General features: G+C 72.6%; 23 protein-coding genes. 11 read left to right on the top strand and 12 right to left on the bottom strand.

Features of this window, described 5'->3' with window-relative positions; genetic code table 11:
• Nucleotides 1–13 precede the first annotated feature (13 nt).
• The 6 genes from sepX to galU form a co-directional block, all read right to left on the bottom strand.
• Nucleotides 14–1,051, bottom strand: a complete 1,038-nt coding sequence (sepX, locus tag ACO0M4_RS22130) for a divisome protein SepX/GlpR (RefSeq protein ID WP_430372608.1) — start codon at nucleotides 1,049–1,051, stop codon at nucleotides 14–16.
• A 152-nt stretch (nucleotides 1,052–1,203) separates the two neighbouring features.
• Complete coding sequence (locus ACO0M4_RS22125; protein ID WP_430373892.1) at nucleotides 1,204–1,845, bottom strand: GNAT family N-acetyltransferase; 642 nt, start codon at nucleotides 1,843–1,845, stop codon at nucleotides 1,204–1,206.
• Nucleotides 1,842–2,342 (bottom strand): MogA/MoaB family molybdenum cofactor biosynthesis protein, encoded by a 501-nt coding sequence (locus ACO0M4_RS22120; RefSeq protein WP_430372607.1) that lies wholly within the window; start codon nucleotides 2,340–2,342, stop codon nucleotides 1,842–1,844. The genes ACO0M4_RS22125 and ACO0M4_RS22120 overlap by 4 nt, the downstream gene beginning before the upstream one ends.
• Complete coding sequence (moaC, locus tag ACO0M4_RS22115; RefSeq protein WP_430372606.1) at nucleotides 2,339–2,821, bottom strand: cyclic pyranopterin monophosphate synthase MoaC; 483 nt, start codon at nucleotides 2,819–2,821, stop codon at nucleotides 2,339–2,341. Before moaC ends, ACO0M4_RS22120 begins: the two co-directional genes overlap by 4 nt.
• Before the next feature lie 103 nt (nucleotides 2,822–2,924).
• Nucleotides 2,925–4,247 carry a molybdotransferase-like divisome protein Glp gene (gene glp, locus ACO0M4_RS22110; RefSeq protein ID WP_430372604.1) on the bottom strand — a complete coding sequence of 441 codons (1,323 nt, stop codon included), beginning with the start codon at nucleotides 4,245–4,247 and terminating at the stop codon, nucleotides 2,925–2,927.
• A 4-nt stretch (nucleotides 4,248–4,251) separates the two neighbouring features.
• Nucleotides 4,252–5,154, bottom strand: coding sequence for a UTP--glucose-1-phosphate uridylyltransferase GalU (gene galU / locus ACO0M4_RS22105; RefSeq protein WP_430372603.1), 903 nt, complete (start codon nucleotides 5,152–5,154; stop codon nucleotides 4,252–4,254).
• Nucleotides 5,155–5,234: 80 nt separating this feature from the next.
• Here galU and ACO0M4_RS22100 point away from each other — a divergent pair, with 80 nt between their 5' ends.
• Nucleotides 5,235–5,855 carry a 5-formyltetrahydrofolate cyclo-ligase gene (locus ACO0M4_RS22100; RefSeq protein WP_430372601.1) on the top strand — a complete coding sequence of 207 codons (621 nt, stop codon included), beginning with the start codon at nucleotides 5,235–5,237 and terminating at the stop codon, nucleotides 5,853–5,855.
• A 96-nt stretch (nucleotides 5,856–5,951) separates the two neighbouring features.
• On the opposite strand, the gene ACO0M4_RS22095 is transcribed toward ACO0M4_RS22100, so the two are convergent.
• Complete coding sequence (locus ACO0M4_RS22095; RefSeq protein ID WP_430372600.1) at nucleotides 5,952–8,744, bottom strand: penicillin acylase family protein; 2,793 nt, start codon at nucleotides 8,742–8,744, stop codon at nucleotides 5,952–5,954.
• 187 nt (nucleotides 8,745–8,931) lie between these two features.
• Between ACO0M4_RS22095 and ACO0M4_RS22090 the strand changes: the two genes are divergently transcribed.
• From ACO0M4_RS22090 to mscL, 6 genes are all read left to right on the top strand, one after another.
• Nucleotides 8,932–10,473 carry a potassium/proton antiporter gene (locus ACO0M4_RS22090; protein ID WP_430373890.1) on the top strand — a complete coding sequence of 514 codons (1,542 nt, stop codon included), beginning with the start codon at nucleotides 8,932–8,934 and terminating at the stop codon, nucleotides 10,471–10,473.
• Nucleotides 10,474–10,835: 362 nt separating this feature from the next.
• The gene (locus ACO0M4_RS22085; RefSeq protein ID WP_430372599.1) at nucleotides 10,836–12,128 is read left to right on the top strand and encodes an MFS transporter; all 1,293 of its coding nucleotides are present in this window, start codon (nucleotides 10,836–10,838) and stop codon (nucleotides 12,126–12,128) included.
• Between the two features lie 136 nt (nucleotides 12,129–12,264).
• On the top strand, nucleotides 12,265–12,624 hold the full coding sequence (locus ACO0M4_RS22080) for an FmdB family zinc ribbon protein (RefSeq protein ID WP_430372597.1): 360 nt from the start codon (nucleotides 12,265–12,267) through the stop codon (nucleotides 12,622–12,624).
• Nucleotides 12,625–12,977: 353 nt separating this feature from the next.
• Entirely contained in the window at nucleotides 12,978–13,811 is an 834-nt protein-coding gene (locus tag ACO0M4_RS22075) for an S-methyl-5'-thioadenosine phosphorylase (RefSeq protein WP_430372596.1), read from the top strand.
• Between the two features lie 205 nt (nucleotides 13,812–14,016).
• The gene (locus ACO0M4_RS22070; RefSeq protein ID WP_430372595.1) at nucleotides 14,017–14,265 is read left to right on the top strand and encodes a hypothetical protein; all 249 of its coding nucleotides are present in this window, start codon (nucleotides 14,017–14,019) and stop codon (nucleotides 14,263–14,265) included.
• A 421-nt stretch (nucleotides 14,266–14,686) separates the two neighbouring features.
• The gene (mscL, locus tag ACO0M4_RS22065; RefSeq protein ID WP_430372593.1) at nucleotides 14,687–15,190 is read left to right on the top strand and encodes a large conductance mechanosensitive channel protein MscL; all 504 of its coding nucleotides are present in this window, start codon (nucleotides 14,687–14,689) and stop codon (nucleotides 15,188–15,190) included.
• Between the two features lie 39 nt (nucleotides 15,191–15,229).
• Here the strand turns inward: mscL and ACO0M4_RS22060 are convergent, their stop codons facing one another.
• On the bottom strand, nucleotides 15,230–15,661 hold the full coding sequence (locus ACO0M4_RS22060; RefSeq protein WP_430372592.1) for a hypothetical protein: 432 nt from the start codon (nucleotides 15,659–15,661) through the stop codon (nucleotides 15,230–15,232).
• Nucleotides 15,662–16,536: 875 nt separating this feature from the next.
• Nucleotides 16,537–17,061, bottom strand: coding sequence for an AMP-binding protein (locus ACO0M4_RS22055; protein WP_430372590.1), 525 nt, complete (start codon nucleotides 17,059–17,061; stop codon nucleotides 16,537–16,539).
• Nucleotides 17,062–17,328: 267 nt separating this feature from the next.
• On the opposite strand from ACO0M4_RS22055, the gene ACO0M4_RS22050 reads away from it, so the two are divergent.
• Complete coding sequence (locus ACO0M4_RS22050) at nucleotides 17,329–18,744, top strand: MFS transporter (protein WP_430372589.1); 1,416 nt, start codon at nucleotides 17,329–17,331, stop codon at nucleotides 18,742–18,744.
• Nucleotides 18,745–18,859: 115 nt separating this feature from the next.
• Here the strand turns inward: ACO0M4_RS22050 and ACO0M4_RS22045 are convergent, their stop codons facing one another.
• The gene (locus ACO0M4_RS22045; protein WP_430372587.1) at nucleotides 18,860–20,389 is read right to left on the bottom strand and encodes a rhodanese-like domain-containing protein; all 1,530 of its coding nucleotides are present in this window, start codon (nucleotides 20,387–20,389) and stop codon (nucleotides 18,860–18,862) included.
• Between the two features lie 305 nt (nucleotides 20,390–20,694).
• On the opposite strand from ACO0M4_RS22045, the gene ACO0M4_RS22040 reads away from it, so the two are divergent.
• From ACO0M4_RS22040 to ACO0M4_RS22030, 3 genes are all read left to right on the top strand, one after another.
• The gene (locus tag ACO0M4_RS22040) at nucleotides 20,695–21,594 is read left to right on the top strand and encodes a GntR family transcriptional regulator (RefSeq protein WP_430372585.1); all 900 of its coding nucleotides are present in this window, start codon (nucleotides 20,695–20,697) and stop codon (nucleotides 21,592–21,594) included.
• Nucleotides 21,595–21,603: 9 nt separating this feature from the next.
• Entirely contained in the window at nucleotides 21,604–22,611 is a 1,008-nt protein-coding gene (locus tag ACO0M4_RS22035) for a TSUP family transporter (protein ID WP_430372583.1), read from the top strand.
• A 283-nt stretch (nucleotides 22,612–22,894) separates the two neighbouring features.
• Nucleotides 22,895–24,133 carry an FAD-dependent oxidoreductase gene (locus ACO0M4_RS22030; RefSeq protein WP_430372582.1) on the top strand — a complete coding sequence of 413 codons (1,239 nt, stop codon included), beginning with the start codon at nucleotides 22,895–22,897 and terminating at the stop codon, nucleotides 24,131–24,133.
• Between the two features lie 306 nt (nucleotides 24,134–24,439).
• On the opposite strand, the gene ACO0M4_RS22025 is transcribed toward ACO0M4_RS22030, so the two are convergent.
• Nucleotides 24,440–25,522 (bottom strand): MerR family transcriptional regulator, encoded by a 1,083-nt coding sequence (locus tag ACO0M4_RS22025; protein WP_430372580.1) that lies wholly within the window; start codon nucleotides 25,520–25,522, stop codon nucleotides 24,440–24,442.
• A 140-nt stretch (nucleotides 25,523–25,662) separates the two neighbouring features.
• Nucleotides 25,663–26,916, bottom strand: coding sequence for an amidohydrolase (locus ACO0M4_RS22020; protein ID WP_430372578.1), 1,254 nt, complete (start codon nucleotides 26,914–26,916; stop codon nucleotides 25,663–25,665).
• Between the last annotated feature and the right edge of the window lie 80 nt (nucleotides 26,917–26,996).

Below are 26,996 nucleotides of genomic sequence, written 5' to 3'. Positions count from 1 at the left end.
AGCGGGGCGAGCCTCACTCGTTCGCTGCGCGCGGGCGGTCCTCGTCCTCGTACTGGTCGAAGAGCGGGGTGCGGCCGCGGGCGCGGCGGCCCGGGTGGGTGGGGCGGTCCTGCGAGGCGGCGGGCCGCGGGCGCTCGGGGACGGAGCTGGAGCGGGCGGAGCTCCAGGCGTCGTCGGCGTCCAGGTCGACGTGGCTGGTGGCGCGCGGGGCGACCGGGGCGGTGACGTAGGTGGGCAGCGGGACCGGGACGGGCTCCCAGCTGCCGGTGGCCGGGCGGGGGCGCTTGCGCTGCTGGTCGACCCACTCGGCGTGGTCGGTCTCCTCGACGAGGGCGCGGGCGCCGGTGGCGTGCGGGGGCGGCGCCGGGCGGGACGGCTCGGGGGCGACCTCGGCGGCGTCAGCGCGGACGTCGGGCTGGTGGTCGGCGGCGGGCGGCTGGTCGGCCGCCTGGTGAGGGCGGGGTCGACCCTCCCGCAGTCGTCGTGCTGCCGCCTCCGCCTTGCGCTGGTCCATGGTGAAGGTGAAGCGGCGGCGCTCCTGGGCGCGGAGATAGACGATGTAGGCGGTGAGGAGGACGGCCGGGAGGGCCGGGGTCCAGAGGAACGCCAGGCCGCCCACGGCCGCGGCGCCGGCGCCGGCGGTGAAGGCGAAGAACAGGATGGTGATGGTGCGCCGGCGGCGGGCCAGGACCTTCGCGCGCTTGGTGCGTTCGGCGAGGGAGGGGCGCGGCGGGGCGGCCTGGGCGCGGGTGTGGGTGTCGTCGGGGAGCTCCGGGGGCGGTGCGGGGTCGCCGAAGGACCGGGCGCCGGCCGGGTCGTCCGTGGCGTCCGGTTCCTGCTCCTCGTCCGCATCGCCGGCGGGGCGCGCCCCGTGCTCCTTGTCGTAGCGGCGCTGCATGCCCGCGCGTCCGGACAGGAGCCGGATGGCCGTGCTGAAGCGCTCGGTGGGACGAGCCTCGTTGAGCTCGTCCTGTCTACGGAGCCACATCGGCACCAAATAGGCGGCCCAGGCCCCGACGATGACTGCGTAGATGAGGCCGCTGCTTCTCACAACTCACACGGTAGAGGGGTTTCCGTGGGGCCATCCGCCAATTGAGCCGGTGTGTCGCACGATCTGGCTGATATCTCGAACTTTTTTTGTGATTGTTGCGATGAAGTTGTGGCGAATGCGGTGTCAGCGAAGGATTAATTCGAACAGGTTTTTCATTTGTGGGATGCGTCGGGGAGGCCGGGTGCGCCGGGCCGCCGGCTCCGCCAGCGGGTGAGGAGTCCTTCCGGTACTTCCTCGGCGGTCAGCGCGAAAACCGCGTGGTCGCGCCAGGCGCCGTCGATGTGGAGGTAGCGCGGGCGGAGACCTTCCTCGCGGAAGCCGAGTTTCTCCACCACGCGCCGGCTGGGGATGTTTTCCGGCCGAATGCAGACCTCGATGCGGTGCAGTCCGACGGTGCGGAAACAGTGGTCGACGGCGAGCGCCACCGCGGTCGGCATGACACCGCGGCCGGCGACTTCCTGGTCGACCCAGTAACCGATATGGCCCGAGCACATCGAGCCCCAGGTGATACCCGCGACGGTGAGCTGACCGACCACCCGGCCCCGGTATTCGATGACGAACGGCAGCATCCGGCCGGCGTGTGCCTCGGCCCGCAGATGGCGGACCATTTGCCGGAAGGTGGGGCGGTGCGGCACCGGGACGCCCGGAGGGGGCGGCGGGACGGTCGCCTCCCAGGGGCGCAGCCAGTCGCGGTTACGGCGGTTGACCTCGCGCCAGGGGCGTTGGTCGCGCAGCCTTATGGGGCGGAGGGAGATCTCTCCGTCCGTCAGGACCACCGGCCAGGGCGTGTTCAGCTGGGGCTCCCGGAGGGTCTGGGATGGTCGCCGCCGTGGATCTGGTCGACGGCGTGCGGGAGGAGTTCGGCGAGGACGGCCAGGCCGTCGCGCACCCCACCGGCCGAGCCGGGGAGGTTGACGATCAGGGTGCGGTCGGCGACGCCCGCCAGTCCTCGGGAGAGGGCGGCGGTGGGGACCTTGGCGCGGCCGGCGGCGCGGATCGCCTCGGGGATGCCGGGGACCTCGTAGTCGAGGACCCGGCGGGTGGCCTCGGGGGTGCGGTCGGTGGGCGAGATGCCGGTGCCGCCGGTGGTCAGCACCACGGCGTAGCCGGCGGCGACGGCCGCGCGCAGGGCGGCCTCCACGGGGTCGCCGTCGGGGACCACTTGGGGGCCGTCGACCGCGAAGCCCATGGCGGTCAGGCCCTCGGCGAGCAGCGGGCCGCCCTTGTCCTCGTAGACGCCGGCGGCGGCGCGGTTGGAGGCGGTGACGACCAGGGCGCGGGCGGGGCTCACGGCCGCCGCCAGTCGCCGGACTTGCCGCCGGTCTTCTCCTCGACGCGGATGTCGGAGATCACCGCGGCCTTGTCGACCGCCTTGACCATGTCGACGACGGTGAGCGCGGCGACCGAGACCGCGGTCAGCGCCTCCATCTCGACGCCGGTGCGGTCGGTGGTCTTGACCGTGGCGGTGATCTCGACGGCGTCGTCGGCGACCGCGAGGTCCACGGTGACGCCGGAGACCGACAGCGGGTGGCACAGCGGGATCAGGTCGGGGGTGCGCTTGGCGCCCAGGATGCCGGCGATGCGGGCGGTGGCCAGGGCGTCGCCCTTCGGGACGCCCTCGCCGCGCAGCAGCTCGATGACGCGCGGCGCCACCAGGACGCGGCCGCGGGCACGGGCGGTGCGGGCGGTGACGTCCTTCTCGGAGACGTCGACCATGCGGGCCGCACCGGCCGCGTCGATGTGGGTGAGGTGTTGCTGGCCGCTGCTCATCGTTCTCCCGGTCCATACTGCCGCTTGTGGGACGACACCGTACCGCTGGGCCCCGGAGGGCAAGGGATACGGGCCGCCCCTCCCGCCGCTCCGGGTGGGCGGGTCAGCAGGGGCCGAGCGGGAGGACGTCCACGGTGGCGTCGGCGGGGACCTCGGTGGTGTCCTCGGGGACCACGATCAGGGCGTCGGCGTGCGCCATGGCCTTGATGAGGTGGGAGCCGCTGCCGCCGACGGGGGTGACCGTGCCGGCCACCGGGTCGTGGGCGCCGCGGAGGAACTGCCGCCGGCCGCGGGGCGAGGAGCCGAGCGGCGCGGTGACGCGGGCGCGGACGGGGCGGCGGTGGACCTCAGGGTGGCCCATGAGCGTCCGGATGACGGGGCGGACGAACAGTTCGAAGGAGACGTAGGAGCTGACCGGATTGCCGGGCAGGGCGAGCAGCGGGATGCGGTCGGGGCCGATCAGGCCGAAGCCCTGCGGCTTGCCGGGCTGCATGGCGAGCTTGCGGAACTCGACCCGGCCGTCGTCGGTGGAGAGGCCGGCGAGGGTCTCCTTGACGACGTCGTAGGCGCCGACGCTGACGCCGCCGCTGGTGACCAGGACGTCGGCGCGGGCGTACTGGTCCTCCAGGGCCGCGCGGAGGGTCGGTGCGTCGTCGGCGACGGCGCCGACGCGGTAGGCGAGCGCGCCGGCCTCGCGGGCGGCGGCGGTGAGCTGGAAGCTGTTGGAGTCGTGGATCTGGCCGGGGCCCAACGGCTCGCCGGGCTGGACCAGTTCGCTGCCGGTGGAGAGCACCACGACCCGGGGGCGGCGGCGGACCGTGACGGTGTCCAGGCCGAGGGCGGCGAGCAGGCCGATCTGGGTGGGGCCGAGGACGGTGCCGGCGGACAGTGCCGGCTCGCCGGCCCGGGCGTCGCTGCCGGCCCGGCGGATGTGGGCCCCGGCGGTGGCCGGGCGGTGCACCCGGACCTCGCCGCCGGCGTCCTGCGGGGCGGCGCTGTGGGCGCGCATGGTGGCGGCCGGCCCCTGGCCGGTGCCGCCGTCGGTCCACTCGACGGGGACCACCGCGTCGGCGCCGGGCGGCACCGGGGCGCCGGTCATGATGCGGGCGGCCTGGCCGGGCCCGACGGTGGGGAGTTCCCCGCTGCCGGCGGCGACGTCGCCGATGACGGTGAGGGTGGCCGGGGCGCCTTCGCCGGCGGCCGCGACGTCGGCGGCGCGGACCGCGTAGCCGTCCATGGAGCTGTTGTCGAACGGCGGCAGCGGCAGCGGAACGGTGAGGTCCTCGGCGAGGACGCAGCCCTGGGCGTCGAGGAGTTGCCGGGCGACCGGGGCCGGCGGTTGCAGCTTCGCCAGGATGTCGTCGAGGTGTTCGGCCACCGACCAGACGCGGTCAGCGGGGTGGGCCTGGTCGGCGGTGCCGTTCAACGTCCTACATCTCCTCGGTGACGTAACTGCGAAGCCAGGCCCGGAAGTCGGGGCCCAGGTCTTCACGTTCGCATGCCAGTCTGACAATGGCACGCAGATAGTCGCCGCGGTCACCGGTGTCATAGCGGCGGCCCTTGAAGACCACGCCGTGCACGGGGCCGCCCAGCTCGGGGTGGGCGGCCAGCACCTGGAGGGCGTCGGTGAGCTGGATCTCGCCGCCACGGCCGGGGTCGGTCTTGCGCAGCACCTCGAAGACGGCCGGGTCGAGGATGTAGCGGCCGATGATGGCGAGGTTGCTGGGTGCCTCGGCCGGCTCGGGCTTCTCGATCAGGTCGGAGACGGTGACCACGTCGTCGTCGGCGGTCGGGGCGGCGGCCGCGCAGCCGTAGAGGTGGATGTTGGCCGGGTCGACCTCCAGCAGGCCGATGACCGAGCCGCCGTACTCCTCGCGCACCTCGATCATCCGGCTCAGCAGGGGGTCGCGGGGGTCGATGAGGTCGTCGCCCAGGAGGACCGCGAACGGCTGGTCGCCCACGTGGGGTGCGGCGCACAGCACGGCGTGGCCCAGGCCCTTGGGGTTGCCCTGGCGGACGTAGTGGATGGTCGCCAGGTCGCTGGACTCCAGTACCTTGGCGAGCCGGGATCCGTCGCCCTTGCGGTGCAGGGCCTCTTCGAGCTCGTAGTTACGGTCGAAGTGGTCCTCCAGGGGGCGCTTGTTCCGGCCGGTCACCATGAGGACGTCGGTCAGTCCGGCCGCGGCCGCCTCCTCCACCACGTACTGGATGGCGGGCTTGTCGACGACCGGCAGCATCTCCTTGGGAGTGGCTTTGGTCGCCGGCAGGAACCGGGTGCCGAGCCCTGCTGCCGGGATGACAGCCTTGCTGATCCGTGCATGCGATGGGGTCATGCGCGCCACCCTAACCGGCCCGCACGGACCGGTGATGAGCGTCCGGTTAAGAGATCATGAGAGCCCGAGCGAGGCCCACGATGAGCGTTGAGCATGAGGAAAAGCGCAGGTTGCGGCGGGATCTCCAGGAGGTGAGGAGAGCGTTGCCGGCCGATGCCGTCGCGGTCCGGGGCGCCGCGCTGGCCCGGCGGGTACGGGAACTGGACGAGCTGCGCACGGCCCCCTCGGAGGGGGCCGAGGGCGCCCCGCCGACCGTCGCCGCGTACGTGTCGATCGGCGGTGAGCCGGACACCCGGGCGCTGATCGAGGCGCTGCGGGCGGCCGGGGTGCGGGTGCTGCTGCCGGTGCTGCTGCCGGACAACGACCTGGACTGGGCCGTATACGAAGGTCCTGAGCGGCTGGTCCCGGCGGGCTGGGGGCTGCGGGAGCCGGACGGGCCGCGGCTGACCCCGGAGGCGGTGACGCAGGCGGACGTGGTGCTGCTGCCGGGGCTGGCGGTGGACCGGACGGGGTTGCGGCTGGGCCGCGGCGGCGGCTCCTACGACCGGGTGCTGGCCCGGCTGGAGCGGTCCGGCAGGCGGACGGCGCTGGTGGTGCTGCTCTACGACGACGAGGTGCTGGAAGCGGTCCCGGCCGAATCGCACGACCGCCGGGTGCACGCCGCGGTGACCCCGTCAGGAGTGCACCGCTTCCGGCACTGACGGGCCCACGCGTGGTGCGTCGAGGTTTCACGTGAAACACGGTCGGGCGGGCCGGAGGAGTCCGGCCCGCCCGATGCGGTGGTGCTGCGCTGCCCGTTACGGCGACAGGGTCAGGGTCTCCTTGCCGGCCTTCTTCACGGCGTCCTCGCTGAACGCCCAGGGGAGCAGTTCGCCCTTGGCCCACTTGTCGGTCTGGTCGTAGTAGTGGGCGTCGTAGGCGTGACCGGAGGCGCCGGTGAGGTTGATCCAGCGGGACTTGTCGAGGTCGGCGAGGTTGACCACCATCCGCATGGACGGGACCCAGGTGACCTTGTAGCCGCTGGCGGCGTTCCAGCCGGTGGCGTCGACCGCGGCCTCACCGCCGCCGAGGTTCCACGGCCCGCGGTTGAGCAGGTCCTGGAGGAAGCCCGGCCCCTCCTTGCCGAGGGTCTGGTTCTTGAGGTCCATCTGGTGCAGGCGGCCCCAGGCCCAGTTGTCGATGTTCTTGCCGAGCTTGGAGGTCAGCTCGTAGCGGGCGTCCTTCATGGCCTGGGCGAGGAGCTGGTCGCGGTTCTTCAGGCCGGGGTGGCCGGGCCGGTCGTCGGTCTTCCACCAGGCGTTGTTCGGGTCGTCGAGGATGTTCCGGACGACCTCGTACCAGCGGTCGCCGCCGTCGGGCTGGGCGGTGTCGCCGGCTCGCTGGCCGCACTCGCGGACCAGCTTGTTCTGGTCGTCGGCCGGGCCGTTGTCGCTGGCCGGGCGGACGTAGAGGCACTGGCCCTGGACGCGCAGTTCCTTGGGCATCTTGTTGCCGAAGGCGAGCTTGAGGGTGTTGCGCCAGACGGCGTTGAAGTAGGCGGCCGCGGCGGAGTCGGGCTCCTGGGTGAAGTCCCAGCCGTTGAGCAGCTGCTGGGCGTCGCGGACGTACTTGTCCTTGATGTCGATCTTCGTCAGGTAGGGCGTCAGCAGGCGGGCGATCTCGCTGCTGTTGTCCTTCTGGAGGCTCTGCATGTCGTCGGTGGAGACCTTGCCGCCGTCCTTGATCTTGGACTCGATCAGGTCGTTGATCCGCTGGCTGCGCGCGCCGTAGCCCCAGTCCTTGGTGAGCAGGTACGGGTACTTGTCATCGGTGACGGACTGGTTGGCGGTGACGATGAAACCGCGCTTGGGGTTGTACTCGTACGGCAGGGCGCTCTGCGGGATGGTGCCCTTCCACTGGTACGCGGGGTCCCAGCCGGGCGCCGGGTAGGTGCCGTCGCCCTTGCCACGGATCGGGATGGCGCCGGGGGCCTGGTAGCCGATGTTGCCCTTGGTGTCGGCGTAGATGAGGTTCTGCGAGGGGACCTCGAAGTCGGCCGCGGCCTTGCGGAAGCTGGTCCAGTCCTTGGCGCGGTTGAGCTCGAAGACGGCGTCCATGGACTTGCTGGGGGTCAGCGCGGTCCAGCGCAGCGAGACGGCGTAGCCGTCGCCGCGGTCGGGGGCACCGTTGGCGACCGGGGCGTCCTTGCCGACGCCGGCGAGTTCGTCGTCGCGGTCGGAGACGATCGGGCCGTTGTTGGTGGACCGGACGGTGATCTTTTGGCTCTCGCCGCCGGCGACCTTGATGGTCTCCTGGCGGGTGACGAAGGGCTTCTGCTTGCCGTCGTAGAGGTAGCCGTCGGCGTTGATCTTCTCCAGGTACAGGTCGGTGACGTCCGCGCCCAGGTTGGTCATGCCCCAGGAGATGTCCTGGTTGTGGCCGATGACGACGCCGGGCATCCCGGAGAAGGTGAAGCCGGCCACGTCGTAGTTGCACTTGGGGCCGGTGGTGCGGCAGTGCAGGCCCATCTGGTACCAGAGCGAGGGCATCTGCGGTGCCAGGTGCGGGTCGTTGGCGAGCAGCGGCTTACCGGTGGTGGTGTGCTCCCCGGAGACGACCCAGGAGTTGGAGCCGATGCCGTTGCCGTTGGGGCCGAGCAGCGCCGGGACCTGTTCGAGGGTCGTGGACAGCGCGGAGAGCTGGGCCTGGACGCCGGTGGTGGCGCCGCGCACGGTGCCGTTGCCGGACCCGGTACCCGTACCGGTCCCGGTGCCCGTATTACCCGTGCCCGTTCCGGTACCCGTACCCGTGCCGCCGTTGGTGCCGGTGTTGCCGCTGCCCTTGGGGTCGAACTCCTTGGTGGCGGGGTCGACGCTGCCGCCGTCGACGATCGGCTGGTTCCGCTGGTACGGGTACTCCGGGTAGAGCTGGGCGATCTGCTGCTGGGTGAACCGGCTGGTCATCAGGGCCCGGTCGATCTCATCCTTCATGTTGCCGCGCAGGTCCCAGGCCATCGCCTTGAGCCAGGCCACCGAGTCGGTCGGGGTCCAGGGCTGGGGCTTGTAGTCGTTGGTGAAGCCGAGCGCGGCGTATTCCAGAGAGAGCGCCGAGCCCTGGTGGTCCGTGAGGTAGGCGTTGACACCGGCGGAGTACGCCTGGAGGTATTTCTTCGTGGTGGCCGAGAGCTTGGTGTCGTATTCCTTCTGCGCCACGTCGTGCCACCCGAGGGTGCGCAGGAACTCGTCGGTCTTGACCTGCCCCTTGCCGAACATCTCGGAGAGCCGGCCGGCCGTCATGTGGCGGCGGACGTCCATCTCCCAGAAGCGGTCCTGCGCCTGAACGTAGCCCTGCGCGCGGAAGAGGTCCTCGTCGGTGTCGGCGTAGATCTGCGGAATGCCGTTGGCGTCACGGACGACATCCACCGGGTCGGTCAGGCCGGGGAGTTTGAGCGATCCCGTGGTCTCCGGGAAGGAGGCGCGAACGGTGCTGACGCTCCAGTACGCGCCGAAGCCGATGCCCGCCACGAGCAGCAGCACGACCGTGAGTGCGACGAGGCGGCCTCGCCGCCCCTTCTTCTTTTTGGGGGCTGGACCGGACTTGTTGGCGGGCATCTCTGTCCTTCGAGGGGCAGGGTGGGAGTGCTGGAGCAACCATAGGCGCACCGGTTTGCCGACCCCTACGTGGAGTCACCACCGAGCACATTAAACTTTCAAGCAATGGTAAATTGTTAGAGTCAGTAACTAGATACGGTAAGGACACCCAGCCCATCCCGACCAAGGCGCGTGGAAGGATCAGCTCCTGACTGTCGAACACCTCAACGAACTCCTGCTGATCTGCTCACTCGTACTGCTCATCGCGGTTGCCGCGGTACGGCTCTCCTCGCGCAGCGGGCTCCCCAGCCTGCTCATCTACTTGGGGATAGGCATCGCCATAGGGCAGGACGGCATCGGCGGCGTCGTCTTCGACAACGCCGAACTGACCCAACTCCTCGGCTACGCCGCGCTGGTGGTGATCCTCGCCGAAGGCGGCCTGGGCACCAAGTGGAAAGAGATCAAACCGGCCCTGCCACGGGCCGCGGTGCTCTCGACCTTCGGCGTCGCGGTGAGCGTGGGGGTCACCGCGGCCGGCGCGCACTACCTCGCCGGTCTCGAATGGCGCCAGGCCCTGCTGATCGGCGCGGTGGTCTCGTCCACGGACGCCGCGGCCGTCTTCTCGGTGCTGCGCAGCGTGCCGCTGCCGGCCCGGCTGACGGGTGTCCTGGAGGCCGAATCCGGCTTCAACGACGCCCCGGTGGTGATCCTCGTCGTGGCCTTCTCCACCGCCGGCCCGACCGAGCACTGGTACGTACTGCTCGGTGAGATAGCGCTGGAGCTGGCGATCGGCGCCGCCATCGGCGTGGCCATCGGCTGGCTCGGCGCGTACGGCATGCGGCACGTGGCACTGCCCGCCTCCGGTCTGTACCCGATCGCGGTGATGGCCATCGCGGTCTCCGCGTACGCCGCCGGCGCGCTGGCGCACGGCTCCGGCTTCCTCGCCGTCTATCTGGCCGCGGTCGTCCTCGGCAACGCCAAGCTGCCGCACGCCCCGGCCACCCGCGGCTTCGCCGAAGGGGTCGGCTGGATCGGCCAGATCGGCATGTTCGTCCTGCTCGGCCTGCTGGTCACCCCGCACAACCTGCTCGACGACATCGTGCCGGCGCTGCTCATCGGCATGATCCTGACGCTGATCGCCCGCCCGCTGTCCGTCTTCACCTCGCTGCTGCCGTTCCGGGTGCCGTGGCAGGAGAAGACCCTGCTGTCCTGGGCCGGGCTGCGCGGCGCGGTGCCGATCGTGCTGGCCACCATCCCGATGGTGAACGACGTCCCCGGCAGCGAGACGGTCTTCAACATCGTCTTCGTCCTGGTCGTGGTCTACACCCTCATCCAGGGCCCGACGCTGCCGTGGCTGGCCCGCCGGCTGCGGCTCGGCGAGGGTGAGGAGCCCGCCGACCTGGGTATCGAGTCGGCACCGCTGGAGCGGCTGCGCGGCCATCTACTGTCCACGTCGATAGGCCCCACCTCGCGGATGCACGGCGTGGAGGTCGGCGAGCTGCGGATGCCGGCGGGCGCCGCGGTCACCCTCGTCGTCCGGGACGGCACCAGCTTCGTGCCCTCCCCCACCACGGTGTTGCGGCGCGGCGACGAGCTGCTGGTGGTCGCCACCGACCCGGTGCGGGACGCGGCCGAGCGGCGGCTCCAGGCGGTGTCCCAGGGCGGCAAGCTCGCGGGCTGGTTGGGGACCGGCACGGAGCGACCCCAGGAAGGAGAGGCCGGGCGCGTCCGACGGCGCGGGGCCGGGTGACCCGGCGGGCCCCCGGGTCCGCCCCTCGCCCACTCCCTGCCCGGCTTGCCCGACCGGGCGCCGAATGTGCGCCATCTCTCCACGGATCCCAAGGAAATCCGCAAGAAGCCCTGGTTAATCCCAGGGCTTCTCTACCTTCAGCCTGTACAATCAAGTAGGAAATTTGTACGGATCACGAACCAACTCTGCCTGACGCAGAGCTGGCGCGACCGCTCGGCGGCCGCGGTCCCCTGCCACACGCAGCCACCCCTTTCGGTGCGGACCATGCGGTATCACTCGGTCCTGCGCGAGAGGACAGCTCTCGGCGCGTACCTGTGACGATCTCGCGGGGTAGCGCTACCAGGCGGCAGAAAGGCCCGGCCGTGGCATCCGCGGTCAAGGATTCCCGTCCCGGTTACGGACAACTGTTGCGCACGCCCGGTGCGTGGACCTTCCTGTTGCCCGGCTTCCTGGCCCGGCAGCCGTTCGCAATGCTGACCATCGGCATCGTGCTGCTCGTCCAGTCCACCACCGGCTCCTACGGCACCGCCGGCGCGGTCTCCGCCGCCACCGGTGTCTCGATGGCGCTGTTCGCCCCGCAGGGCGGCAAGCTCGCCGACCGCTTCGGCCAGCGCGCCGTCCTGATCCCCGGCGTCCTGGTACACGTCGCCGGCGTCTCCGCCCTGATCGTCCTCGCCCTCGCGCACGCCCCCCTATGGGCGCTGCTCGCGGTCGCCGTCCCCACGGGCGCCTCGACGCCGCAGGTCGGCCCGATGGTGCGGGCCCGCTGGGCGGCGAAGCTGGGCGGCAGCCCGCTGATGCCCACCGCCGCCGCCTTCGAGTCGGTGACCGACGAGTTCACCTTCGTCGTCGGCCCGGTGCTGGCGACCGCGCTGTGCACCGGCGTCCACCCGGCCGCCGGCCTGATCGCCGAGGCCGTGCTATCGCTGGCCGGCGGTCTGCTCTTCGCCTCGCAGCGGCGCACCCAACCGCCCGTCCACCGGGGGCAGTCCGACGACCGCCAGCGCGTCTCGGCCCTGTCCATCCCCGGCGTGCGCGTCCTGATCGTGGCGTTCCTCGGCATCGGCTCGGTCTTCGGCGGCATGCAGGTCTCGCTGACCGCGCTCACCGAGCACATCGGCCAGCCCGGCATCAACGGCGTCCTCTACGGGATCTTCGCGGGCGGCAACATGCTCGCCGGCATCGCCTGCGGCGCGATCGCCTGGAAGGTCGGCCCGAGCCGCCGTCTGCTGGTCGCCTACGGGCTGCTGGCACTGGCCACCACCCCGCTGTGGGCGGTGACCGCGATACCGCTGCTGGGCGCCCTCGGCCTGGTCGTCGGCCTGTGCATCGCCCCCGCGCTGATCACCGGCTACACCCTCGTCGAGTCCCTGGTCCCGGCCACCGCCCGGACCGAGGCGTTCACCTGGCTGACCGGCGCGGTCGCCCTCGGCCAGGCAGCGGCGGCCACCTCCGCCGGCCAGCTGGCCGACCGCTTCGGCCCGAGCTCCGGCTTCCTGGTGCCGCTGGTCGGTACGGCGCTGGCCCTGGTGGTCCTGCTGACCCTGCAGGCCCATCTGATGCCCCGGTCGTCGAAGGTCGTCACCGGTGCGGCGGGTGCCGCCGACACCGACACCGCCGCCGACGAGCGGGAACGCGAGCTGAGCGCCGCCTGAGCGGGTGTGGCGCGGGGGCCGGGACCCGGCGTGGAGTCGGTCACCGTAGGACGTTCACGGTGGACTGACGCGCAGGAATACTGCAAGATGGAGCGTCGTTAGCACTCAATGAGTGAGAGTGCCAGGAGGAAGTCAAGTGCCGACCTACCAGTACCAGTGCACCGCGTGCGGCGAGGGCCTTGAGGCCGTGCAGAAGTTCACCGACGACGCGCTCACCGAGTGCCCCAGCTGCAGCGGGCGCCTCAAGAAGGTGTTCTCGGCGGTCGGCATCGTCTTCAAGGGCTCCGGCTTCTACCGCAACGACAGCCGCGGCTCGTCGTCCAGCAGCAGCCCCGCCAGCAGCTCCACGCCGTCGAACGGCTCCACGTCGAGCAACTCCACCTCTTCGACGTCGTCGCCTTCTTCGTCGTCTTCGTCTTCCTCCTCGTCGTCTTCGTCCTCGTCGTCCTCGGACAGCAAGTCGACGGCCTCGGCGAGCACCGGCTCGGCCGCCTGACCTGCGGCAGCAGCCCGGCGCGCACGACGACACCGGCAACTGAGCTCCCGGGCCCCGCCCTCCCCACCAGGGGACGGCGGGGCCCGCCGCGTTCTCCCCGGGGCGCGCGACGTTCCGGGACGCCGGGTGGGTTCCGGGACGCCAGGTGGGCGGGCACCATCGACGGCGGCGGGCGGGACGCGCGTCGAGCCCGCAACTGACGCCCAGCCCTGTCGCCTTGTGCTGTCGCTTTGCGCTGTCGCCTTGTGCTGTTGCCTTGCCGTGTCGCCTCGTCCCGCCGCTCCCGTGTCGCTCGCGTCACCGTTCCACCGGCCCACCAGCGGGCCGCTGCCACGCCCCGATAGTGTGACCGCATGGCTGACGCGGAGATTGGCGTTATCGGTGGGTCGGGGTTCTACTCCTTCCTGGACGACGTGACCGAGATCACTGTGGACACGCCCTACGGGCGCCCCAGCGACTCCTTGTTCCTCGGTGAGATCGCCGGCCGCTCGGTCGCGTTCCTGCCCCGGCACGGCCGCGGCCACCACCTCCCGCCGCACCGCATCAACTACCGCGCCAACCTCTGGGCACTGCGCTCCCTCGGCGTGCGCCAGGTCCTCGGCCCGTGCGCGGTCGGCGGACTGCGCCCCGAACACGGCCCGGGCACGCTGCTCGTCCCCGATCAGCTCGTGGACCGCACCAAGAACCGCGTTCAGACGTACTTCGACGGCGAACCGCTCCCGGACGGGGGCGTCCCCAACGTCGTCCACCTCACCTTCGCCGACCCGTACTGCCCCACCGGCCGCCAGGCCGCCCTGACCGCCGCCCGCGGCCGGGACTGGGAGCCGGTCGACGGCGGCACCCTCGTGGTGATAGAGGGCCCGCGCTTCTCCACCCGCGCCGAGTCGCGCTGGCACGCCGCCCAGGGCTGGTCGGTGGTCGGCATGACCGGCCACCCCGAGGCCGTCCTGGCCCGCGAGCTGAGCCTCTGCTACACCTCGCTGACCCTGGTCACCGACCTGGACGCGGGCACCGAGACCGGCGAGGGCGTCTCCCACGAGGAGGTCCTCAAGGTCTTCGGCGAGAACATCAGCCGGCTCCGCGAGGTCCTCTTCGACACCGTCGCCGCACTGCCCACCAACGCCGAGCGCGCCTGCCTGTGCACGGACGCGCACCAGGGGTGGGACCTGGGGATCGAGCTGCCGTAGGCGCGGGGGCGCCAGCTTCCGCGGGGGGCGCCAGCTTCCGCGGGGCCGGGGCGGGCGACTGCCGAACACCCCTGGCGGGTGACGGAGTTGTCCACAACCGCGGGGCCCGTCCACAGGCCGGAGCGGGCCGCGGCGCATTGCGGCACGGTGGTGATCGCCGGGACCGAACGCCGGTCCCGCTTCCGCACCACAGGCGGTGATCACCATGCCCTGCCCCTCCCCGACCCCGACCCCGACCCTGCCCGCTCCCCCGCAGTGTGAAGTGCCGCACTTCGCCCCGGTTCGGGCGGGCGGCCGCCACGGCCGATGGCGCGGGGCGGCCCACCGGCGGCTGCTCGCCGTCGCCCTGGCAACGACCGCCGCAGCACTGGCCACCGGCCTGTCGCACGGCCCGGTGCGCACCACATCCGCGCCCGCCGCCTGCTCCGCCGCGGCGACCTCCGGGGGGCGGTGACGATGCCGACCCGGCGCCAAGATCGAGTGGCGTCTCCCGCCCGGGCACGCGAGACTTCTCCGAGTGGCGGGGCACCTGCCGCGCGCCGCTCACTACGGCGCGCCCGCACCACCGATACCGATGCCGCTATCGGAACCGCCGCACCAATCGCCGCCGCCAGGGCCCTGCCGAGCGGCCGGATCCGCCGCCCCCCCGGTGGCTCCCGGCTCCCGCACGGCCGCCCGGCCGCCCCATACGCACCGCCCTCGGCACAGCCCGGTCCCCCGGATCCGCACCCGTACGGATACCGCTACCCGCACTGACGCTCTGGTCGATCGCTGGTTCGTGTTGTGCGATTGGACACCTCCGCCCCGCCCTGCCGTAAGTTGCGGTGCTGATTGTCGGTGCACCGTCCAAAGCAAGCGTGGAAAGAGGCTGTCAGGTGAGCGAGAACAAGAGCGTCCTCCAGGGATTCAAGGAATTCCTGATGCGCGGCAACGTCATCGAACTCGCGGTGGCGGTCGTCGTCGGTGCGGCGTTCACGAGCATCGTCAATGCGGTGGTCAAGGGCGTCATCAACCCGATCGTCGGTGCCTTCGGCTCGCAGAACCTCGACAACTACCAGTCCTGCCTCACCACGTGCTCGGTGGACAAGAAGACCGGTCTGTACGTCGACGGCATCTACGTCCTGTGGGGCTCGGTACTCAGCGCGGCGCTGACGTTCCTGATCACCGCGGGCGTCGTCTACTTCCTCATGATCCTGCCGATGAGCAGGTGGAAGGCTCGCCAGGACGCGAAGAAGCCGGTCGACGGCGCTCCGGCGGCCCCGACCGAGATCGAACTGCTCACCGAGATCCGCGACGCCCTGATCGCCCAGCGCAATGGCACCTCCGCCGCTCCGGGGGCGGCCGCGGCGGCCATCGTCGCGCAGAAGACGCAGCAGTAGCGAGCGCTACGGACGGACTGAGCCGCCCCCTCGCCTCGCTCAGAGGTGGTGGGGCGGTTTTTCGTCGAGGAAGCGGGCGAGGTCGGCGGCGGCGTCCCTGGCGGTGGAGCGCTCACCCCAGCCGCGGTCGGTGTCGTCCGAGGACTGCTGGCTCAGCGGATCGTCGAAGATCAAGGCCGCGGCCTTCCTCGGCGCCGGCCGCGCGGCAGCCGCGGGCTCGTGGGCGCCCTGGGCCGCGGCGGCCTCGGATGCGGCGACCTCTGACGGGGCAGGGGCGGCCTCCTCCGAGCCGGCAGGGGCCAGGGTCTCGGCCGCGCCCGCGGTGGCGGCTTCGGGCGCCGGGCTCAGGCCACCGGCTCGGAAGCCCCGGCTGCCCCGGCTGCGCTGGCTGCCCTGGGCGGTCGGCTCGGGCTCAGGTTGAGACTGGGGCTGCGGTCGCGGCTGGGGCTGGGGCTGGGACGTGGTGCTCACCCCTTCAGGGTACGGGCGGGGCACCTCGCCCCCGGCGCGCTGGATCCTGCCGTCCGGCTCCCGTGCCGTCCCGCCCGGAGGACGGCGGGAGACGGGCGGCGGGGGCGGGAGTTTGAGGGCCGGCGCTAGGTGCTCCAGGTGCCCTTCTCGTGGGTGGGTATCGGATGGGGTCGCTGCGCGTCCTGTGGGCGGGTGGGCGGCCCGTGCTCGGCGCACCCTCGCCCAAGCGGCCGGCCACGCTCAGAACCGGGGAGGGGGTGGGGGTGATGGCCACGGGCTTTGCGGTTCGGCATGGCTACCGGGCTTCCGTACGGGGTCGGGAAGACCCACGCTAGGAGCGCTTCCGGCGTACGGCCCGCTGTGTGGCGCATCGGGGTGTGGGGCCCGGGGTGACGCACGGCGTGATGTGCGGCGTGATGTGCGGCGTGATGTGTGGGGTGGGCGCGGGGTGCGCGAGGGGGGGCTGGCCGGGGCCTGGTCCGGCGCCTGGGCGGGTGCGGGCTGGATTGCGGCGTGCCCGGTGCGGTGCGTGAGCGGGGTGCGGCCCGGCGTTGCGGTGTGCCCGGTGCGGTGCGTGGGTGGGGTGCCTCGGCGGGATGCCTCGATGCGTACGGCGGGGGCGGTGCCCTTGCCGGGTGTGACGGCGGGGAGGGTCAGGCAGTGCTCGTGGTCGGGCCGGGGCAGCGCGCGTGGTCGGGCGGTGCTCGCCGTAAAGGGGCGCCCCATAGGTGGGTGCCCCCGTAGATGGGGCTTCCCGTAGATGGGGCTCCCCGTGTAGGTGCCCCTGTAGGTGGGGGCTCGCTCCGGTGGGCGGGAGCTCAGGTAGATGGGGCCTCCGGTAGGTGGGGGCTCCCGTAGGTGGGGATGGCTGTGGGTTAGTTGGTGGCGAGGGCCTCGTGCCACCACTTGTCGCGGCCGGGCTTCCAGGAGACCGGGCGGGAGCAGCGGTTCACCACCAGGACGGTGCGTGGAAGGCTGCTCCCGTCCATGGCGGCACTCCGCGCCAGCGCGTGGTCCAACACCGGCTTCACCGGCCGCACGGACCCGTCCCAGAACGCCGCGTCCGCCGTGATCAGCACCCGGATCCCCGACTCCCGGATGCGCGCGGCCAGTTCGGGGACGGTCAGCGAGACCGGCAACGTGGTGCGTATCGCGTCCAGTCGACCGCAGGCGAGCGTGGCGATCACCGACTCGGGCACCAGCGGCAGGTGTACCGCGACCCGGTCGCCGGCGCGTACCCCGAAGCGGGTCAGGGCGGCCGCCGCCCGTTCGGCCTGGTCCAGGAGCATGCCGTGCGTCAGCTCCTCCAGACGGCCCGGCTCCCCGCTCCAGGTGAGGGCGATCTGCGACGCATCCGGCTCTTGCACTTCCCGGGCGTCATCTGCATGCTCTGAGATCACACGGCGCAACATGCGTATCAGCATGGAGATTTGCGATCAACGATCGCTGAACGTCCGCTGTACGGCCCCATGGGCACCGTACGGCTCCACGGGGTCGGCGCCGGCCTCTTCTCGCACCCGCACGGTAGCGCGGCACGTTCCCGCCTCTTCCTGCCCCGGTCCGGTGCACTTCATCCCTCCCTTCCTTCCTCTTGTCCCTTCTTTTCCTTTCTTTTCCTTGCGTGGTTTCCGTTTGGTGTTCGAGTTGAGAGGTGGATTGTCGGCGCCATGTCCGTATCGCCGATGAACGGGCTTTCCCCCGAGGGCCGTTGGGCGCAAAGTGCGCTGGCCATCGGGGCGTTCTGCGTCCAGTTGGACTCCTTCGCGCTCAATCCGGTGCTGCCCGTCGTCCGGGCCGATCTGCATGGTTCGTTGGCCGCGACGCCGTGGGTGGTTAGTGGCTATCTGGTCGCTGCCGGGGCGCTGATGCCGGTGGCCGGGCGGCTGGCCGACCTCTACGGGCGGCGGCGGATGGTGGCCGTCGGAGCGGTGCTCTTCGGGGTGAGCGCTGCTCTGTGTGCGGTGGCTCCGTCGCTGTCCTTCCTGGTGGCGGCGCGGGTGGTGCAGGGCGCGGGCGGCGCGCTGATCATGCCCGCGGGGCTGGCGCTGCTCACCAACGCCTGCCCGCCGGGCCACGGGCGGCGGGCGACCGGGCGGGCGTTGGGCCTGGCCGGGCTGGCCACCGTGTGCGGCCCGTTCCTCGGTGGCGTCCTGGCCCAATCGGCTTCCTGGCGGGCCGTGTTCTGGATGACGGTGCCGCTGGCCGCGGCCGCGCTGTGGTGTGCTCGCCGGACGGCCGAGTCCCGGGACCCGGCCGCCGCGGAGTTCCCCCTGGACGTGGCCGGTGCGGTGACCGCGACCGGCGCCCTGGTGTGCCTGGCACGGTGGCTGGAACACGTCGCCGCCTGGGGCTGGGCGGCGGGTGCGTTGCTGCTGGGCGCGCTGTTCGCACGGGCCGAACGGCGCGCCCCGGCGCCGCTGGTGGACCTCACCCTCGTCCGCAACCTGCCCTACGTGACGCTGACCGCGGCCGGTGCGGTCGCCAACGCGGCGACCGTGGCGCTGCTGTACGTGATCCCCTTGACGCTCCAACAGGGGTACGGGTGGACGGTGTTGGAGGCGGGGGTAGCGTTCCTCGTTCCAGCCGCCGCGTTGGCCGTCGGGGGTCCGGTGGCCGGGCGGGTCCGTCCGGGGGCGGCCGTGCCGGTGATGGCGCTGTGCCTGGCCGGCGCCGGGGGCGCGCTGTGGGCGGCCGGGGCCGTTGCGGGGGCGTTCGCGCTGCTGGTGGCCTCGACGGGCGCCGCGGCGGCGCTGGGGGTGGCGGGCGGGCTGGCCCTTACGGGGACCCAGGCCGTGGTCCGTCGGGAACGCGCGGGGGAGGCTTCGGGCGTCACCAAGTCCGTCCTGACCGTTACGGCGGGGCTGGGGCTGACCCTTACGGGTGCGGGTGCGGGCGCCACATCGGGGCCCGGAAGTTCGGGAAGCCCCTTGGGCGCCATGGGGTCTGTGGGTCCTGATGGTGCCGTGAGTGCGTCCGGTGGCGGGGTGCTGCCGTCGCTGGCGCTGCCGGCGGTGGGGTGCCTGGTGGGGGCGGTTCTGGTGGTGGTGCTGGCTGTGCTGGTGGTGGCACTGAGGCGTCGGTGACGGTCACCGGGGGACGGGACAAACACAAAGGAAAAGGAAAAGGAAGAGGAAGAGGAAAAGAAGGAGGGAAGGGGAGGCGGGGGGGAGGGCCAGGGCCGGGGCCCTCCCCCCTGAGTCAGGCGAGGGCGGGTGCCGGGTAGCCGCCCGAGACGTCGCTCACGTCGTCGAAGCCGTGGGCTTCCAGGAGTGCTGCCGCGATCATCGAGCGGTTGCCGCTGCGGCAGTACAGGACGACCGGGCGGGCCGGGTCCAGTTCGTCGAGCCGGTCGAGGAGTGCGGCCAGCGGGATGTTGCGGGCGCCGGGCAGGGCGCCCGCCGCGTACTCGGCCGGGTTGCGGACGTCGATCAGCTGGGCGCCGGCCACCGGGTCCAAGGGCAGCCGTTCGAGCAGGTCGGACACGGCTAGGCGGTTGCTGCGGCGGGTGAGTTCCGGGGCGCCCGCCAGGACGCCGGCCGGGTCGGGCAGGTGGCCGAGGACCCGGTCGTAGCCGATGCGGGCGAGGCGGAGGCGGGCCTCGTGCTCCGTGCCGGGGGCGGCCAGGAGGACGATCGGGGTGCCGGGGGCCACCACGCTGCCGGCGTACTCCGCGAACCGGGTGTCCAGGCCGGCGTGCAGGGACCCGGCGAGGTGGGCGCGGGCGTAGTCGGCGGCCGGGCGGCAGTCGAGCAGTGCGGCGCCGTGCTGGTCGCGGGCGGTGAGCGCCTCGTCCAGGGTGAGCGGGGCCGGCGGTGCGGAGTCCCGTAGGGGGTGGCCGTCGCGGTTGAGGGCCGCGTCGTGTGCGAAATAGCCCGGGGTGGCGGGCTGTTCGGCGGTGACCAGTTGGACGAAGGCGTCCGGCGCCATGGGCTGGAGCGCGTAGTTGAGGCGGCGCTGGTCGCCGAGGGTGGAGCTGGTCTCGGTGGAGATGCTGCGGCCGCAGGCCGAGCCGGCGCCGTGTGCGGGAAAGATCCGGGTCGCGTCCGGGAGGGGCAGCAGTTTGGTGTGCAGGGAGCGGTAGAGGCGTGCCGCCATGTCCTGCGGGGAGTGTCCGGCGGCGGAGAGCAGGTCGGGGCGGCCGACGTCGCCGACGAAGAGGGTGTCGCCGGTCAGGACGCCGAACGGCACGTCGTCGTCGGGGTTCTCCCGGATGACCAGGCAGATGGATTCCAGGGTGTGGCCGGGAGTGGCGAGGACGGTGAGGGTGACCCCGGATTCCACGCCTGGCTCCGGACCTGAGTCCGGGCCTGGCTCCGGGCCTGAGTCCACACCTGATCTCGCCCCTGATTTCGCCCCCGATTCCGGGCCTGATGTCGCCCCTGACGTCGGGCCTGGCGCTGTTCTGGGCGTTTCTCCGGGCTCGGTGGTGCCCAGGCAGATGCGTTCGCCGTCGCGTAACCGCCGTATGGGGAAGCCGGTTTCGGCGGCCGCGCCGAAGGCGATCTCGGCGCCGGTCGCCCGGGCCGCCTCCAGGTGCCCGGAGAGGAAGTCGGCGTGAATGTGCGTCTCGATGACGAGTTCGATGCGCAGGCCGGCTGCTTCGGCGTCGGCCAGGTACTCGTCGATGTCGCGGCGCGGGTCGACGAGGACGGCGCGCCCGGTGTTCTGATCGCCGATCAGGTACGACGCCTGGGACAGGCAGTCGAGGTAGTACTGCGCGAAGTGCACGGTCGGGCCTCCAGGGGTGCGCGGCGCCCGTGCGCGGCGGTCGGCTCGCTCGGGCTGGGAGCGTGGACGGCTGAATGCACCGTGTATGCCGCTCCGTTGTGCGGATGCACGGATGTACGTACATTAGGTATCCGGTTGGCGGGGGACAAGCCGAGCCCCCTCCCCGCAGGCCGAAGGCAGGCCGGACGGCAGCCGGAGACAGGCCGGACAGCAGTCAAAGGCAGGCCGGACGGCAGCCGGACGCAGGCCGAACGACAGCCGGACGACGGTCGGAAACAGGCCGGACGACGGACGAGAGGACCGAGATGACGCCGCCCCAGCCCGAACCACCGGGCGTGCACGGCCGGATGACCCCACCCGGCCGGAGGGCCCCGCACCGCGACCACAGCGGCGGCGACGGCAGCGGCGGCAGCAATGGCGGCGGCGATGCCTACGCACCGCGCCCGTTGGACCGCGGTTCCCCGCTGCCCCTGTGGGCGCAGCTGTTGGACGATCTGCGCCGCCGGATGGAAGCCGGCGCGTTCACCGAGGAGTTCCCCGCCGAGCACCGGCTGACGGGCGAGTACGAGGTCAGCCGGCACACCGTCCGGGAGGCGCTGCGCAAACTGCGCGCCGACGGCCTGGTGATCGCCGAACGCGGCCGCGCCAGCCGCCTGGACACCCGCCGCATACAGCAGCCGCTCGGCTCCCTCTACAGCCTCTTCCGTGACCTGGAGGCCCAGGGCGTGGAGCAGCGCAGCGAGGTGCTGCGGCTGGAGCGGACCGCGGACGCGACGGTCGCCGGCCACCTGGGGCTGGTGCTGGACGCGCCCCTGGTCGTCCTGGAGCGGCTGCGGCTCGCGGACGGTGAACCGCTCGCCCACGACACCGCGTACCTCCCGGCCGACCTGGCCGAGCCCCTGCTGGAGGCCGACTTCGGGCACACCTCGCTCTACGGCGAACTGTCCCGGCGCTGCGGGGTGAAGGTCACCGGTGGTCGGGAGCGGATCGCTCCGTTCCTGCCGGACATCCGGCAGGCGTGGCTGCTCGGACTAGCCGACCGGGAGGCGGCGTTCGCCATCGAACGGATCGGACGGGCCGGGGACCGGCCGGTGGAGTGGCGCGAGACGGTGGTCCGCGGCGACCGCTTCGCGTTCGTCGCCGAGTGGTCCGACGCCAGCCGGGCGGTCGCCCTGGCTCCGCGCGCCGCGGCGCCGTCCGTCTAACGGGCCGCCATGTCCGTCCTCATAGCCGCGGCGGCACTGCCCTGCGGGTTGCTGATCGGTCTGCTGCTGGGCGCGCTCGGCGGTGGCGGTTCGGTGCTGGCGGTGCCGGCCCTGGTCTATCTGATGGGCCAGTCCCCGCACGAGGCGACCGCGGGCGCCCTGGTGGTGGTCGCGGTCGGCGCGGTCAGCGGGCTGCTCTGCCACGCCAGGGCCGGCCGGGTCCGTTGGGCCGCCGGCGCGACGTTCGGGGCGCTGGGGACGGCCGGCAGCTTCGCCGGATCCCGCTGGAGCGCGGCACTGGACCCGGGGGTCCTGATGGCGGCGTTCTCGGTGCTGATGCTCGTGGTGGCGGGGATGGTGTTGCGCGGCACCCGGGGGAGCGAGCGGGCCGATACGGAGGACGGGGCCACGGGCAGGGCGGAGGACGGGGCCCGGGGCAGAGCGGAGGAATCGATACTTCGGGTGCGGGCGGTGCGCTTACGGGAGGCGGTGTGCCGGTCCTTAGGGAAGCCCACCGGCTCCCCCACCGACTCACCCACCGGCTCCCCCACCAGCTCACCCACCGGCTCGCACGAATCCCGCGCCTCCTCGGGTCCCCACCAGCCCCACAGTCCCCGCCCTCACCAGCCCTACAGCCCCCGCCCCCGCCCCCGTCCGCTCCGCACCATCGTGACCGCCTCCTCCGTAGGGCTGCTCACCGGCTTCTTCGGGGTGGGTGGCGGTTTCGTCGTCGTGCCGGCCCTCACCCTCGTCCTCGGCCTGGAGATGCCGGTCGCCGTCGGCACCTCGCTGCTGGTGATCCTGATCAACTCCGGTGTGGCACTGGCGACCCGGGCCGGTACCGGTTCCCTGGACTGGCCCCTGCTGGCCACCCTCGCGGCCTGCGCCGCGGTCGGCAGCCACCTCGGCAACCGGCTCGCCGGCCGCCTGCGCCCGCAGACCCTCACCACCTCCTTCGCCGCTCTCGTCGCCGTCCTGGCGCTGGCGCTGGCGGCCACCACGCTGCCCGGCCTGTGAAGCCACCACCCGGACGCCACGACGCCCCACCGCCCACGCCCCGCCGGACCCACCCTCGACCCCACCCCCGACCCCACACCCGAGCCCAAGCCCAAGCCCAAGCCGAACCCAAACCCCCGAACACCCCACGCCCCCAATTCGTCCCGGATCTCCAACCCCCATGAGCCACCCACTAGTCACCTAGGCACCCAGCCACCCAGCCACCCACAATCCCCGGTAATCGCCGGTAATCGCCGGTGATCACCAGCACTCCCCAGTGATCACCAGCAGTCAGGAGACACGCATGACCCGGCCCGCAGCCGGCGCGGACCCCGCGCCCGCCGCCACCCCCGTACACCACCAGATCCTGATCGTCGGCGGCGGCACCGCGGGCATCACCGTCGCCGCCCGGTTACGCCGCGCCGGCCTCCGCGACATCGCGCTGCTGGAACCCGCCGAGACGCACTGGTACCAGCCGCTGTGGACGCTGGTCGGCGGCGGCCAGGCGCCGCTGCGGGCCGCGCTGCGCCCCGAGGCCGAGGTCATCCCGCCCGGTGTGCGCTGGCTGCGGGAGCGCGCCACCGCCGTCGATCCGGTGGCCCGTACGGTCACCACCGCCACCGGCCGGGTGTTCTCCTACGGGCGACTGGTCCTGGCACCCGGTCTGCGGCTCGACTGGGACGGCCTGCCGGGGCTGGCGTCGGCCGTCGGCCACGACGGGGTGAGCAGCAACTACCGGGCCGACCTCGCCCCGTACACCTGGGAGTTGATCCGTCGGATGCGGCGCGGCACGGCGGTGTTCACCATGCCGTCCGGGCCGGTCAAGTGCGGTGGCGCGCCGCAGAAGATCGCGTACCTGGCGGCGGACTACTGGCGCAAACGCGGTGTCCTGGGCGCCATCCGCACCGTGCTCGTCCTCCCGGAGCCCTCCCTCTTCAAGGTGCCGGTCTTCGCCCGGGCCCTGGAGGGGACCGCCCGCCGCTACGGCATCGAGGTGCGCCTACAGACCGAACTGACCCGGTTGGACGGCCCGGAGCGCGCGGCCGTCCTCACCGACCACGCCACCGGCCGCACCGAGACCGTCCACTACGACCTGCTGCACGCGGTACCGCCGCAGCGCGCACCGCAGTGGCTCGCGGACGGCCCGTTGGCCGACCCGGGCTCCCCCCACGGGTACGTCAAGACGGACCCGCACACCCTCCAAAACCCCGATTTCCCCGAGGTGTTCGCCCTGGGGGACGTGGCCCACCTCCCCACGTCCAAGACGGGCGCCGCGATCCGCAAGCAGGCCCCGGTGCTCGTGGCCAACCTCCTCGCCGGGCTTCGTGGCCGCCCCGCCACCGCCCGCTACGACGGCTACACCTCGTGCCCCCTGGTCACCGCCCGGCACAAGATGCTGCTGGCCGAGTTCGACTACGACCTGCGCCCCGCCCCCTCGTTCCCCTTCCTCGACACCACCCGGGAACGTACCGACATGTGGTTCCTCAAGCGCTACGGCCTGCCGCAGCTCTACTTCCAGGGGATGTTGAAGGGGCGGGCCTAGGGCCTGTCCGGCCTGGCCGGCCAGGCCACGGACACGATCCGGCCGGTCGCGTTTCCTCGGCGACCGGCCGGCGACCGGCAGGACCCCAGCCGGGCTTCAGCCGGACCTGAGCCGGGCTTCGGCCGGACCCCGACCAGGCTTCGGCCGGGCTTCGCCCGACTGGCCAACTGCCCGTCAGCTCCCAGGCGTTGCCCCCGCCCCCGCCGGGCAGGGATTCCGCAAGGGGCGCCCACTCCCCCTAAGGGCACCCCCTTACGGGCCCCCGGCCCCGGCCCCCAGCCCCCGCCCCCAAGCACCCCGCCCCCGCTACGCCCCCTCGCCCCCCTCCACCACATCCGCCACCACGCACCCCACGTTGTCCGGGGCGCCGGCCTCGTGGGTGAGGCGGACGAGTGCGGCGACGGCCTGCTGGGGCGTGGCCGCGCCGGTGAGGGCCTCCTGGATCGCCTCGGGCGGGACGACGCCGGTCAGGCCGTCGGTGCACAGCAGGTAGCGCTCACCGGGACGGACGTCGAGCAGGTGGAGGTCCGGGGCGAAGTCGGTGCCGCCGTCCAGGGACCGCAGCAGCAGGGCGCGCTGCGGATGCGACGGCGCCTCCTCGGGAGTGAGCCGGCCCTCGTCGATGAGGGACTGCACCAGGCTGTGGTCGTGGGTGAGGCGGATCAGCTTGGCGTCCCGCAGCACGTACGCCCGCGAGTCCCCGACGTGCAGCAGCGCCACCCGGGAGCCGGAGCGCAGCAGCGCGGTGAGGGTGCAGCCGGTCGCCTCGTCGGCCGACGGCGCGGTCCGGTGGGCGTGCAGCGTCGCCTCCTCCACTACGGCCAGCAGGTCGGCCGAGGTCAGATCCTGGTCCTCCAGGGCCTTCAGCGCCTCGATGGCGGAGGTGGCGGCCGGCCCCCCACTGGGGCCGTAGCCGTCGGCGACCGCCAGTAGACGCGGGCCGGCATGGGCCGCGTCCTGGTTGGTGGGCCGGACCAGTCCCCGGTCCGTCAGTGCGGCGCAGCGCATCGTCAACGGGGTTGCAGGGTCCAGGGGTTCGCTCATCGTGGTGTCCTTCCGCTCCAGTTGGTCCACGAGGAAGGCGGCCAGGTCCCGGCGGGCGGCGACGTCGGCCTCGACCTGCGCCCAGTACGCGGCGACCGCCCGGGCCGCCGCAACCGGTGCCAGCCCGCACACCTCACGAATGCGGGCCAGCGGCATGCCGAGCCGCCGCAGCCAGGCGACCAGCCGGGCGCGCTCCAGTTGGGTCGGGGCGTAGTGCCGGTAGCCGCTGTACGGGTCGACGTGAACAGGCGTCAGCAGACCGAGCTCGTCATACAGGCGGAGCGCCTTCGGCGAGAGCCGGGACGCCCGTGCGAACGCCCCGATCGTCAGCAACTCCCCGTCCACCCGGCGCTCCTCCGCACTCCGTCGCCCCGTCCGGCGCCCGCCGGACGGCGTCCGTCCTCCTCGTACCGGGCACCTCGCCCGGCCCCACCGATGCTGGGCCTTCCCCCAGGGACAAGGTCAACGGACCGGTCCGGCCCCCGCTACGCCCCGGCCAGCCGGGTCAGCGCCGCGGCCGTCAGCGCCTGCACGCCCATGGTCAGGGTCGGCCGGGCGACCGGCACGAACTGCGGCGAGTGGTTGGAGGGGATGTCCTGGGCCAGCCGACCGGCGGCCAGCGCCGTGCGGAACTCGTCCGGGTCCCAGCCGCCCAGCCACCAGTAGTACAGCGGCGCCTCGGCGGCAGTCGCCAACAGGCCCGCGTCCTCACTGCCGGTCGCCGGTTCGTAGGCGAACACCCGCTGCTCGCCGAAGAGCCGGGTGAAGCCCTCGTTGACCTCCGCCAGCACCGCCGTGTCGTTGACGGTCACCGGGAAGGAGTCGAGCAGCTTCGTCTCCGGCTCCTTCGGCGCGTCGGACGCGGTCGCCTCGGCGCGGGCGATCCGGTCGATGGCGGCCAGCACGGCGGTCCGCACGTTCTGGTCGAAGCTGCGGACGCTGAGCCGTACGACGGCCCGGTCCGGGATCACGTTGGCGGTGTCCCCGGCGTGGAACGAGCCGACCGTAACCACCGCCTGCTCCTTCGCCGCGATCTCCCGCGACACCACCGACTGGACCCGCTGCACGAACGCCGCCGCCATCAGGATCGGGTCCACCGTCGTCTCCGGCCGCGACCCGTGGCCGCCGGTCCCGTGGAAGGTGATCTCCAGCGTGTCGGCGGCGGCCATACAGGCGCCCGGGCAGTACGCGATCAGCCCCGCGCCGAACGGGGCGACGTGCTGCGCCAGCACCACATCGGGCACCGGCACCAGCTGCTTGCTGTAGAGGCCGTCGTCGAGCATGGCGCGGGCGCCGCTGCCGGCCTCCTCGGCCGGCTGGAACAGTACGACCAGCGTGCCCGACCAGCGGTCGCGCCCCGCGGCGAGCAGATCCGCTGCGCCCAGCAGGCAGGTCACGTGGACGTCGTGCCCGCAGGCGTGCATCCGCCCCGGGACCGTGGAGGCGTACGGCACCCCGGAGTTCTCGGTGACCGGCAGCGCGTCCATGTCGGCCCGCAGCAGGACCACCGGGCCCGGTCCGTTGCGCAGCACACCGGTGACGCCGGTGACGCCGATGCCGGTCGTGACGTCGTAGCCGTACGCGGTCAGGCGGCGGGCCACCTCGCCGGCGGTGCGGGTCTCCTGAAAGGCCATTTCGGGGTGGCGGTGCAGGTCTTCGTAGAGCGCCACGAGGTCCGCGAGGCGGGCGTCGAGCGGTTCCAGGACGGATGCGGGGAAGGGAAGGTCACGGTCGCTCATACGCGCATTCGACCATGCACGGCCGGCGCCGTCTGCCCCCCGGCGCGCACGATCACGCCGCGGGCCGCGCCGGTGCTCCC

The organism is Streptomyces sp. RGM 3693 (genome assembly GCF_050471125.1).
Classification (GTDB): Bacteria; Actinomycetota; Actinomycetes; order Streptomycetales; family Streptomycetaceae; genus Streptomyces.
Note: the sequence above shows the minus strand (reverse complement) of the source record. Positions and strands in the feature narration are given on the sequence as shown.